At 40.3% G+C, this 12,891-nt stretch carries 10 protein-coding genes; 2 read left to right on the top strand and 8 right to left on the bottom strand.

The annotated features are described in order from the left end of the window. Nucleotides 1-3: 3 nt before the first annotated feature. On the bottom strand, nucleotides 4-1,620 hold the full coding sequence (locus tag NK987_RS10360; RefSeq protein WP_259263779.1) for a beta-N-acetylhexosaminidase: 1,617 nt from the start codon (nucleotides 1,618-1,620) through the stop codon (nucleotides 4-6). A gap of 210 nt (nucleotides 1,621-1,830) precedes the next feature. On the opposite strand from NK987_RS10360, the gene NK987_RS10355 reads away from it, so the two are divergent. Then, nucleotides 1,831-3,291: a Gfo/Idh/MocA family protein gene (locus NK987_RS10355; RefSeq protein ID WP_259263778.1), complete on the top strand. Its 1,461-nt coding sequence runs from the start codon at nucleotides 1,831-1,833 to the stop codon at nucleotides 3,289-3,291. A 234-nt stretch (nucleotides 3,292-3,525) separates the two neighbouring features. On the opposite strand, the gene NK987_RS10350 is transcribed toward NK987_RS10355, so the two are convergent. From NK987_RS10350 to NK987_RS10330, 5 genes are all read right to left on the bottom strand, one after another. Beyond that, a complete protein-coding gene (locus NK987_RS10350) occupies nucleotides 3,526-4,908 on the bottom strand; it encodes a TolC family protein (RefSeq protein ID WP_259263777.1) in 1,383 nt (460 codons plus the stop codon). A gap of 2 nt (nucleotides 4,909-4,910) precedes the next feature. Further along, nucleotides 4,911-6,263 (bottom strand): HlyD family secretion protein, encoded by a 1,353-nt coding sequence (locus NK987_RS10345; RefSeq protein ID WP_259263776.1) that lies wholly within the window; start codon nucleotides 6,261-6,263, stop codon nucleotides 4,911-4,913. A gap of 11 nt (nucleotides 6,264-6,274) precedes the next feature. Further along, nucleotides 6,275-7,975 (bottom strand): peptidase domain-containing ABC transporter, encoded by a 1,701-nt coding sequence (locus NK987_RS10340; RefSeq protein WP_259263775.1) that lies wholly within the window; start codon nucleotides 7,973-7,975, stop codon nucleotides 6,275-6,277. Next, nucleotides 7,965-8,645 (bottom strand): TetR/AcrR family transcriptional regulator, encoded by a 681-nt coding sequence (locus tag NK987_RS10335; protein WP_259263774.1) that lies wholly within the window; start codon nucleotides 8,643-8,645, stop codon nucleotides 7,965-7,967. The genes NK987_RS10340 and NK987_RS10335 overlap by 11 nt, the downstream gene beginning before the upstream one ends. A gap of 118 nt (nucleotides 8,646-8,763) precedes the next feature. Then, nucleotides 8,764-10,407 carry a M28 family metallopeptidase gene (locus tag NK987_RS10330; protein WP_259263773.1) on the bottom strand — a complete coding sequence of 548 codons (1,644 nt, stop codon included), beginning with the start codon at nucleotides 10,405-10,407 and terminating at the stop codon, nucleotides 8,764-8,766. Nucleotides 10,408-10,557: 150 nt separating this feature from the next. On the opposite strand from NK987_RS10330, the gene NK987_RS10325 reads away from it, so the two are divergent. Continuing rightward, on the top strand, nucleotides 10,558-11,586 hold the full coding sequence (locus NK987_RS10325; RefSeq protein ID WP_259263772.1) for an alpha/beta hydrolase: 1,029 nt from the start codon (nucleotides 10,558-10,560) through the stop codon (nucleotides 11,584-11,586). A gap of 114 nt (nucleotides 11,587-11,700) precedes the next feature. On the opposite strand, the gene NK987_RS10320 is transcribed toward NK987_RS10325, so the two are convergent. Both NK987_RS10320 and NK987_RS10315 read right to left on the bottom strand, forming a co-directional pair. Beyond that, entirely contained in the window at nucleotides 11,701-12,273 is a 573-nt protein-coding gene (locus NK987_RS10320; protein ID WP_259263771.1) for a hypothetical protein, read from the bottom strand. Between the two features lie 176 nt (nucleotides 12,274-12,449). Then, entirely contained in the window at nucleotides 12,450-12,860 is a 411-nt protein-coding gene (locus NK987_RS10315; RefSeq protein WP_259263770.1) for a hypothetical protein, read from the bottom strand. Nucleotides 12,861-12,891: the final 31 nt, after the last annotated feature.

Genomic DNA, 12,891 nt, shown 5'->3' with positions numbered 1-12,891 from the left:
TCACTACTTTTTCTCCTCCCAAACCAACTTTGGCGACTTGTAATAATTCAATCCCATGGCATCCCAACGGGCTGTATGTTTTTTCAATCTTTCTGAAAATGAATCCCAGTTTCTCAAGTCTTTTTTGGTCCAGGCAACTTCAGCGATTGCGGCCAATCTTGGAAACAACATGAATTCAATCTCTTCTCTGTTGGTGATGGTTTCCGACCACAGTGGGGCTTCCACACCTAGAATGTTCTCCTTCTTAACAGCTGCATCCAATTCTGTCGGATCCCAATTATAAGCATCATCCAACTCAATATAAGCCGCCCAATGCAAGCCCAAATAGGTGGTAGAATCATATTGCATATCAAGATAGGTTTTGGTCGCAGGTGAAATCAAAACCTGATTTCCTTGATTGATGGCCAAAACAGCATTTTCAGCTTTGGCCCAATATTGAGCTACAGTTCCGGGTTCAAGTTTGGCATGGGCTATTTCATCCCAACCCAATGATTTTTTGCCGTATTTGGTTACGCTGGCCTGGGCTTTTTCCATAAACGGAATATAATCCTCCAATTCCGTGACATGCGATTCATCGCCGCCGATATGGATGTATGGGCCGGGGGTCATTTCAACCAATTCACGGATGACATCGTCCACAAACTGATATGTGATGTCTTTGTCCGTATCCAAAGTACTGAAGCCAACTTCGATCCCGGTATAGAGTGGTGTAGCCATTCCATCTACTCCCAACTCGGTACGGTCAAAAGGAACCGCTCCTTTTTCAGGTACTGTAATTCCTGGATTCAATTGTCCATAAGCAGCCAAAGCTGAATTGGTGTGGCCCGGCATGTCTATTTCAGGTACAACGGTGATGAATTTTGATTGGGCATAAGCGACGATGTCTTTGTATTGCTCTTGGGTGTAAAAACCTCCTTCTCCCCCACCGACTTCGGTTTTGCCGCCGATCTCGGTCAGCAATGGCCAGGATTTGATTTCGATTCTCCAACCTTGATCATCCGAAAGATGGAGGTGTAAATAGTTGATCTTATACTTTGCGATCAGGTCAATGACGTGCTTTACATCTTCAACAGGAAAAAAATGTCTCGCTACATCCAACATAAATCCTCTGTAGGCATACTCCGGTTTGTCTTCGATTTTGCCTGCGCCGATTTTTATCTTGCCACCTAACTTGGAAGACGATTCTATTCCGGCAGGCATGAGTTGTCTCAAAGTCTGAACACCATTGAAAAGCCCTTCTCCATTGGAAGCGGTGATTTTGATACTATTTTCATCGATAGAGATGGCATATTCTCCGGTTGATTTTTGGGAAGCTGATTCAATCTCAAAAACAATCACGTTAGACTCCCCTGATTCGGCAGTTTGGAGATCAAAACCTGTGGAAGGTTTGATTAAGCTTTGGAAAATTGAAATTACAGGATTGATTTCTGAAGCATTTCCTAAGGTAACCAATTTGGTTTCATTTGTTAATGTAAATGAACCTTCTGCTTCAGTTACTGAAAGTGGCTTTGGAATAATGTTGTTTTCACTCAGCGGAGTGGCTTTGTCTGCACAGGAGATGATTCCCAATCCAAAAATGGTGAGGAGGATCAGGTTAGAGATGATTTTAGTGATTTTCATAGAATAAGGTAGCTTTTTGGGTTTTCAACCAAACAAACTTAATTAAAATTTTTATTTAAGATTTTACCATTTAGCAAATTCTTTCTTATCTCCATTTATCAACTCATTTATCCTTTTTTCCAAAATCAAAAAAATATTCGCCTATCAAACCTCATTTTTAATAAATTGAAGAAGTAAAACTTGTATCTGACCATTTTAACCATAAACCGAATGAAAAAGGAAGAATTACCAAAAGAGAACAATTCCAGAAGAAATTTTGTCAAAGCCTCGGCCACAGCTTTGGCAGGTTTTTATTTTGTACCAAGACATGTATTGGGTGGTTCCGGGTTTGTTGCGCCTTCTGATAGGTTAAGGGTGGCAGGTATCGGTGTTGGCGGAATGGGAACCGGCGATGTAAGGGGAGTTTTCAACAGCGGCAAGGCTGATTTTATCTCCTTATGTGATGTGGATGATACTAGAGCAAAAGGCAGCGTTCAAGCACATCCCAAAGCAAAATACTATAAGGACTATAGGGTTATGCTTGACAAAGAGCATAAAAATATTGATGCCGTTACCGTTTCAACTCCTGACCATATGCATGCGGTACAGGCGATGGCGGCTATGCAATTGGGAAAGCATGTTTATGTCCAGAAGCCACTATCCCATGATATCTATGAAGCAAGGATGCTGACTGAAGCAGCGGAAAAATATAAGGTCGTAACCCAAATGGGCAATCAGGGTTCCTCGGGAGAAGGCGTTCGAAAAATGGTAGAATGGTATAATGCAGGGCTTATCGGTGAGGCTACAAGGGTGTATTGCTGGACTGACAGACCTGTATGGCCTCAGGGAATTCCTTGGTCAGCTAATCCTGCAACCCCACCTGCTGACCTTGATTGGGATTTATGGTTAGGTACAGCTCCTAAAAAAGATTACGTGGCCAACCTGATTCCGTTTAATTGGCGTGGATGGTGGGATTATGGAACAGGTGCCTTGGGTGATATGGCATGCCATATCATGGAGCCACCATTCCGGGTATTGGGATTGGGATATCCTGAGTCCGCAGAATGCAGCGTAGGTTCTGTATACGTCGGTGAATTTAGCAGAGGATATTTCCCGGAGAGCTGTCCTCCTTCCTCACACATTACACTTAGGTTCAAAAGAGAAGGGAAAAGTGACCTTCAGTTCCATTGGATGGATGGAGGAATCCAACCAGCCAGACCTGAAGAGCTTGGTCCAAATGAGGTCATGGGAGATGGCGGAAATGGGGTCATCATTGAAGGTACCAAAGGGAAAATGATGTGTGGAACATATGGCGTCAACCCCCAACTTTTGCCGACATCCAAGACCGCAGAAATCAATGTTCCCCAAACAATATACAGAGTTCCTCTTGGTGACAGGGGGCATTACAACAATTGGGTGGAAGCCTGCATCGGTGGCCATGGGAGTAAAGAATTTAATCAATTGAGTTCACCGTTTTCTGTGGCAGGTCCATTGACAGAATCTGTATTAATGGGAAATCTTGCCATCCGAAGCTATGATTACAGGGTTCCGAGGGAAAGCGGAAATGGATTCAATTATCCGGGAAGAGGTATCAAGCTTGTTTGGGATGGCCCGAATATGAAAGTCACAAATTTTGAACCAGCTAATCAATTTGTGAAAAGAGAATACAGAGAAGGCTGGAAGCTGGGGTGAAAACAGTAAACAGTCTCAGTTGGCAGCAAACAGTTGCAGTAGGCAGTAAACAGTTGCAGTAGGCAGTTTTCAGTCTCAGTATTCAAGGATCAAAGAAAATCCAGCAAATCTTCCGATTTGCTGGATTTTCTTTCTTCTAACAAAATTTATTTCTCCAGATTCTTGTGGATAATTGATTGAAGTTCAAAATAACGAGCTGTGGATAGCAACATGTTGACTATCAAACAATATAAATCAATTATCAAATCCCAAACCGGCAGCATTGAGCATTTTGGCGTATGCTGATTTTCTTTTGGCAGCTAGGTCATTTAGTGTGGTCTGTGCACTGATAAGGCTTACTTCCCGTGCATTGACAAGGAACAGAGAACTTTCTCCTATTTCAAATCTTGTCATTTCACCTTTCAGAAGTTTTTGAAGTCCGTTCACATTGTTGGTATAGACGCCCAATTGTTGTTCGACAGTCTCAAAATTATAGATTTCACTTTCCAGTTTTGTCGTCAATTTGAGAAGTTTCAAATCCCTTTCGTAGGTTTTGAAGTTTATTTTGGCCTTGGCAAGACCCAGATCTCCTCTTTCACCTCTCAAGAACAAAGGCATAGAAAAAGTCGCTCCAAGTTTGTAGTTGTTTTCAAGGAAAGGTGACACCTGAAAATCGTTGATGTTTTCAACCAAGAAATTATAATTGACCTTGAGGACTGGCAACAACATATTTGCCTTATACCTCCTGTCAATCTGAAGGGATTCGATGGCAAAATCAGTCATTTGCAATTCAGGATGCTGGAAAATATACTCCCGCATAGACTCTTTGTTATAATCAAATACTGTCAGGTCGAGGACATTTTCAGGAAAAACTGACTCTAATAGATCAACAGGCTCATTGTTTTCATCCCAAAGGAAAGTGTTCAAAAACTGTGTGGATTTAAAGAATTGGATTTTGGCAGTCTGGAGCCTATATGTCCTATCCATCAACTGTGTATAAGCTTCTACTGTGTCAATGGCAGGAAAATCTCCTTGGATGTAGCTTTCCTTGACCATTTGAAAACGCTCTTCCGCAAGCTTAACCCCACCTTCTAAAACTTTCACATTTTGATAATCCGCTGCCCAAGCCCAATACGTTTCTGTGGATTCCAAAAAAAGGTCATTGAGGATTTGAACCCTTTCTGCCTTGGTAGATTCCACATACACTTGGGCCTGCCTTAAAGCAGCCCTCCTCTTATCAATTAGAAGTCCTTGTCCGAGATTGAAAGAAGCGCCAAAAGCCGCCAATCCATCCTCAGGAACTTCCAGTTCGGGATTCAATAAAGTACCGGTATTATATTCCACCAAGCCTTTTAACTCTACGCCAGCCATTGTTGGAATTACAATTCCACCTTCCCTTTTGTCAAAATAGTTTGTGTTTTTAAACCTCTTAGCTTCATAATCACCATACAACCTAGGATCAAAGCCTCCCCGCGAGGCGCGGAGTTCCAATTCCCCAAATTCTACAGTAATATCAGCTTGTTTGGCAACAGGATGGAAAGCCCTCACCCATGTCAAATAATTGTCATAGGAGAGCATTTCCTGACCATGGGCCAAATGTGAAAGTCCAAATGCCAACAAAAGAATAATTCTGCGCATGTTTATTTCTTATTTTGGTTTTCGGCCTTTTCTCTTGCTGTATAATAATCAGCAGGGAAACCATTTAGCTGTCGCCATATTTCATACCAAAGAGGAACATCGTTAAGTAATGCGATTCCATCAGCTCCTGATCCAATTCTCAATTGGGTTGGCCAACGTTTTTCTTCCAAATCCTCCACTACCAAAACCCTGTATTTACCATCTGGACCTGCAAAGTTATCGATAGCTGTGACTACACCGCCAAAAGTACCGTTGGTAATCTGAGGCCATCCGGAGAATACAATTGCCGGCCATCCATCGAAAATAAACCTCACCTTATTTCCGATTCGGATGAGAGGAAAATCTACTGGTTCTATAAACATCTCTACGGCAAGCTGTGCATTACCCGGAAGAATACTCATGATTTCTGCTCCCTCTTTGATAGTCTCACCGATACCTACCTGAATGGCTTCAGTAATGTAGCCTTCCTGTGGTGCCAAAATAAACCTATAACCAGTCCTGACTTCATAATTGGTATATTGATTTTCAAGTTTGGTGGCTGTACCTTCTGCGTCAAATTGGGCAGACAGGGCTTCAAATTTGTCCGCTGAAGCTTTGGCCATTTTGTCCCTAAAATCGTTGTCTATCGCATTCAATTCTATCTGAGCGGCTATAAGGGCATTTTTACTTTTCAAAAGATTGTTCTCTGCTGCCACAATACCTGCCTGTACTTCTTGAAAACGTAGCTCTCTTTGTTCAAAATCCGTCAGAGACCTCAACCCTTCTTGGTACAATTTGTCGGTACGCTTTAGCTGTTCAGTCCCTACTTTAAAATTCACCTTGGACTGTTCAAAGCGGATACTGTCAGAAATAACATTGAGTTCTGCCATCCTAAGCCTGTTTTCAGCCTGTTCCTTTCTAAGCACATTATTTTCCTTCAAGGCTTGGATCTGGATCTCAAGTGACTTTACTTTTTCAGAATAGGATTTTGCCGAAAGTGTCTTGGCTTCGACCTGGAGTTGGGTTCTTTCCAAAAGTTGTGGATCAAAATAGTCATCTTTTATCTCAGAAATCCTTAAGATAGTATCGCCCTTCTGTACGTAATCACCTTCTGCCACATACCACTTTTCTATTCTTCCCGCGATGATGGAATGAACTGTCTGCGGTCTTTGATCGGGTCTTAGTGCGGTTACAAATCCTTTAGACCTGATATTCTGGGTCCATGGCAAAAACAGGAAAAGAAACATACCGATCATCGTCCAAAGAAGAATCTGGATTCTTTTCTTACTTTCATCTTTTGGAATGGTCATTGAAATGCTCTTGAAACCATCAAAAGACACACTATCTGAAATTTTATTTTTAGAAATCCCTAACATCGCTCTTTAAATTAAATTCCATTTGCTTTTGCATAAACTTCACTGCTTCCATCAAATACCAGCTTACCATGATCCAATTGGATCACCCTTGGAAACTTTTTAATGGTATCTGCATTTTCAGATATCATCATGACTGTCCATGGGCCGTTCAGGATGTAATCGACAATCCTTTGTTTTTCCTCAGGTTCAAAAAACGCAATCATATCCTCCAATAGCAAAGCTTTTGGATTGTTTACGAGACACCTTGCCAACACAATCCTACTGATGATTGATTTGCTCAAACCCTGACCTTCAGGCATCAATTGGGTATCCCAATCCTCCGGCAGTTTATAGATGTATTCCTTCAACCCCACCATCTTCATGATTTCCCTGACATGGCTTTCTGCTACGTCCTTTTTAAGTGTTATATTTTCAAAAATTGTCCCATGGAAAATAGACTGATGGGAAAGACTATCTCCAATATAACTCCTTAAACGGTCTAGGTTCATCGTATCGATCGGCAATCCGTTGATGATAATCCGCCCCCTATAATCAGTAAACAATCCTGAAATCAGGTACATCAAGGTACTCTTTCCACTTCCACTCTTTCCTGTAAGAATTACTTTCTCGCCGGCATTCAAATCAAATGTCAGGTCGTCAATAATCTCAAAAGAAGAATCCTTTGACTTATAGCTAAGATTTCTGACTTGGAACTGAAGGCTTTCGCTATTTGTGGTCAAAGATTTCTCTGTGCCTTCTTGCCTTTCGATAGGCATGTCCATGATCTGTCCGATTTTTTCAGTAGCTGTCAAAGTATCATATACCACATCAAGTGAAAGGATAAGCTTTTCTACTGAGCTTACAATCAAGATAATAATCACTTCTGCCGCAACGAATTGCCCGATACTGATCTGATTGTCAATCAGCAACAAACTCCCCACAATTAACAGGGTAGTAACTATCAAGGCTTTGAAAGCAATCATGACTTTATATTGAAATACCAAAACCGCAAAATGCTTGTTCCGGAATTCAACATAAGTAGTCAGCAGTTTATCAATAGTATAGAAGGGTAAATTAGAATTTCCTGCCAATTTGAACGTCCCCAAAGTCCTACCTATTTCTTCCAGCCAATAAGCTGTTTTATATTTTAAGGTAGATACTTTCAGGTTGGTTTCCATTCCTTTTGGGCTGGTGAAATAGAAAATCAAAACGACCAAGCCAATCAAAATCAAACTGAAAATGAGGAAGAACACATTGTACAATGCAAGAAGAATCATCCCAAAGAAGATCTGAACCATCGAAAATGAAAAGTCAATCAAAATCTTTGACATTCCCTTTTGGAGATTTACCGCGTCAAAAAATCTATTGACGAGCTCAGGCGGATATTGACCGTGCAACTCATCCAATTTGAGCCTTGGCAACCTGTAAGCAAATCCAAAACCTGTTTTGGTAAAGATCCTCTGCTCCAGTTTTTCTGTCAGATATAATTGGGAAATCTGAAGAAACCCTCCAAAAGCGATTCCCAGTGCTACCACCAAAACCATAATTAGCCATGCTGTACTGACCCTTCCACCCAAAACAAAATTGACGATCGCCTGTATCCCCAAGGGATAAATCAAAGAAACAGCACCGTTCAATATTGAATAAAAGTAGATGGAATAAACCTCTTTCTTCTCTTCGTTAAGAAGTTTAAAGAACCTTTTTAAAGGAGTTATTGCGTAATCAATTTTCATTTTGGATGGTTTTGAAAACTAGGTTATTGAAAAAATCAATCCTCCTTTCGTCTCCCGGAACCTGTTCGGTGAATCCCGGCAGGTGCTTGGCATAATAAGACTGAATCAGGCTTGATTCCATTACGGTAGACACTAAAGTTTTTGGAAATTCAAATTCAGGATTGATTTCCAAAATAATATCGGCAATTCTTTCACTCAATTTGTTGAAATGGTTGAAAAAACCTTTTTGGTATTCTTCATCCACTTCTTTTGTCATGATCGCCTTGTTTGCTTCATCTGTAATCAATTTTCTCAAAGAAACAGGATCAATGAAATCATTTTGGGTAAAAATCGGACCATTCACCAATATTTTGATGGCTATTTCAAGTTTTTGAAATGGGTCTGTAAGGTTTGCTGTACCAAAAACAAAGTTTTGCTCTAAGTACCCCCAATACCAGGAATTCAAAAACAAAAGCAGTTTATGCTTGTTTTCAAAATACCGGTATATCGCCGATTCTGTACAATCTATTTTTGAAGACAGTTTCTTAAACGTGAATTGCTCAAATCCCAATTCCTGCATCATAGAAACACTTTTCAAAATGATGTCTTTTCCAAGTTCCGAACTGAAAGGATCCTTCAAATAAATATCAGGATTGATTTCAACTCGTATTTTTTTGAGAATGTTTTCCATTTTTCATTTCACAACAATCAGGAAACGTGCAGTTCTCACAAATAGTTTAAAATACTCAATAAAAGTTTGTATTACTAACAAAATGTGAACCCATCAAATTAATAAACAGGTTTTTGAATTATCTCTTCATGTAGGAATCCCTGACTGCTTTGAATTCTGAACCTTCTTTCCAGCCGGGCCAAGCGGTACTGTTTGACAACTTTTTACCGACTTCATAAAGGAGCTGCACGTCTCCCAACATGGCTTCATAGTCCCAATTGGCAGGATCATAATTGTCACCGGGTTTGTGGTAAACTTCAGAATTGTACTTTGATTCCAATTCCTTCCCATATGCCTTCCCTTTTTCCACATGATCGACACCTATTCCGATGTAGAGTGCAGGAATTCCTATTTTTGCAAAATTGAAATGATCAGACCGGTAATACCATCCTGCTGAAGGAATAGATTCAGGAGTACTGTACCTTCCTTTTTTTTCCAATTCTACATTAAGTATGTCTTCAAGTTCTGACTGACCCATTCCAATGAGTGCCACATCTTTCATTTTACCATAAGGATTCATTCCATCTAGATTAATATTGGCCACTGTTTTTTCTTTTGGAAAAACAGGATTTTGGGAATAATAGGCAGACCCAAGCAAGCCTTGTTCTTCGGCTGTCACTGTCAAAAACACAACCGACCTTTCCGGCTTGGCATCTTCTATAAAGGCTTTGGCCATTCCCAATAGTGCCGCGGTTCCACTTGCATTGTCCCAAGCGCCATTGTAAATACTGTCTCCCGAAGCATCGGGAGCACCTATTCCCAAATGATCCCAATGGGCTGTATAGATGATATATTCGTCAGGATACTTACTTCCTGTAATTTTGGCGATTACGTTTTTGGATAAATCATATTTTGCTTTTACTTCTAGGGAAGTACTTGCAGTCAAGTTCATAGGAATAGCCTGAAAATCAGGTTTTTTAGCTTTTTCAAAAAGCTCTTTTTCATCAAGACCTGCCAAGGAAAACAATTGGCCTGCAATAGGTAAAGCAATCCATCCTTCAAACATGGCCTGATAAGTTGGGGTATTTCTGAGATCCAAAGAAAGTCTTGACGTATTCCAGTTGTTTTGGATGACATTGAATCCATATCCTGCAGGACCTGTTTCGTGAATGATCAATGTTCCTAAGGCTCCATGTTTGGCAGCTTCTTCCATTTTGTAGGTCCATCGACCGTAGTAGGTCATGGTATTGCCCCTGAATAATGAAACATCTTCAGTACCATAACCAGGGTCGTTGACCAAAAGGACTACAATTTTCCCTTTGACATCTATGTTTTTGTAATCATTCCAACCATACTCAGGAGCTACGATTCCATAGCCTGCAAAAACCAACTCTGCTCCGTCCACAGTAAGTAAGGAGTCTGTACGCTGCGTCCAGATGACATAATCCTCTAATCCCTTCAATTCAATGGATTGACTTTTGGATTGAATAGTCATTGTGGGTGCAGGTTGTGTCAAAATAGAAACCATAGGCACTTCCTGAAAGTAGCTTTCCCCATTTCCGGGCTCTACACCAAGGTCTTTGTAGGCCTGCTCAAGGTATTGTACGGTTTTGGTTTCCCCTTCGGTAAATGGTTTTCTTCCCATAAATTCATCGGAGGCCAATTCCATAATATGAGGCTCTACACTGTCTTTCGAAATTTGGTAAGGATTATCTTCAGGAGATTGGCATGAACTTGCCAGAAGAATCAATGAGGCGATTGTAAGCAAATAAGTTTTTTTCATCTTGAATTGGTCTTAGCCAAAAATAACAAAAATACCCCAATCTAAAATCAGGCATTATTTGGATGGAATATTGCTATCGGGATTCAAGATTTGGATTGGTTAAATGCCAGTAAGGTTTTAGCTTTACTGAATACTCATAAAAGTTGCAACATGAAAAAATCATTGCAGTTTCTACTTGGATTCTTGATCATCTTAGCCATAGTTTATATGCTAGGTCCAAAATCCCAAATCGAAGATTTATCAGGAGAATACCCTGCGGTTCCAACCCGGATGGGAGAACTTCAGGCCTTCATCCAAGCAAAAAGGGATACAGTGAAGGGATTGAAACCGGGCAATGAAGCAAAAATTGTTTGGGCAGATAGTATCAATAAGAGTAAAACCCCCTATTCTATCGTCTACATCCATGGATTTGGTGCTAGTAATATGGAAGGAGATCCTGTGCACCGAGAACTTGCGGATTATTTTGACGCCAATTTATATCTAGTCAGACTACCCGAACATGGCATCAGCAGACCGGATGGATTCAGACATCTGACTGCCCAAAAGTTGGTAGATGAAGCCAGAGAGGCATTTATGGTGGGAAAAAGCCTTGGAGACTCCGTCATCATCGTGGGGACCTCCATGGGTGGTGCATTGTCTTTGGTTCTAGCTTCTGAAAGACCTGATATGAAGGCTTTGGTTCTTTATTCTCCCTGTGTCAGAGAATATGGAGATGCTTTGGAAATCTTTTTTAAACCTTGGTTATCTTTTTTGGCTGAGAAATTTCAATATGAAAACGGGACTATCGTCAACGAAAGAGAAGGTGATAAAGCAAAATATTGGTCTAGGGAATATCACTTGAACAGTTACCGGAGCTTGGGAGTTTTGATCAGGAGTAAAATGAACGCCGAGACGTTTAAAGAAATCCATCAGCCAATGTTCTTGGGATATTTTTACAAAAATGAAGAAGAACAGGACAAGGTTGTCTCCGTTCCTAAGATGTTTGAAATGTTTGACCAAGTCCAGACCCCGGAAAATAAAAAAATCAAGGTAGCGTTTCCAGAATCCGGTGACCATGTCATCGCTTCCAGCATTACCTCGAAAGATTGGGAAGGAGTTCTAAGAGAAACAAAAAGATTTTTGGAAGAGGTTGCAGGTATTCCTGTTCCGGCAAAAGAATTGATTCTCGAAGAGGATTAAGCAGATTCCTGCACAAAGCAAAAAACCTGTGAAATCACAGGTTTTTTTTGCTTGGTAGATTCCTTTTTCATTTGACCAAATCAACAATCTGTGTAGGTCATGTTGTGAATTTTATCAATTTCTCTTAGGCAATACTCCTGAGAATGTGATACCAATTGAATTGGCATTATAAGTTTCTCCAAGCACACCTTCATAGTTCATTATGGTGTAAGTGAGACCAACCCATTTGTACGCAAATTCAATGAAAGGGCCTGAGGCATTTCCAAGAGTGAAATTATCACCGATCCCACCCGCATTGAATTTTATATTGGTATGAAAGGACATTCCCAAACCAAGTCTCCAGGTATCATTGAAAACATAATTTCCACTCACATTAATCGGAATTCTGGTAAGTCTGATATGGGCATTGTCTGCTGCGGTGGTCACATATTTGATCCCCACAGAAGATCTCAGTCTGATACTCTCAAGGCTTGGAATTGCATATTCCGCCCCAACTCCTAGTGAGATACCCTGACCTGCATTTACCCTCTGAGAATTCCCGTTGGTAAAATTGACAGTAGCAACGTCATCGCCTCCCAATGCCAATCCTCCTTCAATTAAAAACCTTAAAGGCGTGGTATTTTGGGCAGCAACATAATTGTATAAACCGCCCGTCAATAAGAATAAAACTAAAATTGTTCTTTTCATAAATCACTGTTGTTTTTGAGGAATTGAGTTTAATTTAAATTTGGTTTTGAGAGTTAATTGTCAGGACACAGGTTATTGCTAAATAAACCTTTGATATAAAATGTAGGTGCATTGCCCAATAGATTAGAGCAAAGAATGATGTTGGATTGAGTGATTTTGAATGGGTGGAAATTGCCTCAAAGGCATTCTTTATTTTCTTCTAATAAACCAAGTATTTTTTTTCCGCTAGTTTCACTTAGCTCCACACAAATGTGGCCTCCTCCTGAAAAGTTATTCGTAAAAACTACGATCATAACATAATAAGTTTTACCAGCCTCAAGATTTAGCGGAAGCCTGACTTCGGGAGATGAAGATATCTTACCTCGATACTGGGCATGGATTTGATGGCCTCCTACATTTATCTGATGGACTGAAAATCTACCATTGCCAACCTTACACAATAATTCATCATCCAAGTAAGTAAAATAAGGTACCATAGCATCGGGTCCTGGTGGCCTTAATAAATAAACAGTTGCTGTTTCATTTTGGGCATTTATTTGAAACTGAGCTGCGAAGAATACAACGAATAAACTATAAATAATCTTCATATAACATTATAAATTTGTACCAAACTTAAAT

It is taken from the genome of Aquiflexum gelatinilyticum, from assembly GCF_024813435.1.
Taxonomy (GTDB): Bacteria; Bacteroidota; Bacteroidia; order Cytophagales; family Cyclobacteriaceae; genus Cognataquiflexum; species Cognataquiflexum gelatinilyticum.
Note: the sequence above shows the minus strand (reverse complement) of the source record. Positions and strands in the feature narration are given on the sequence as shown.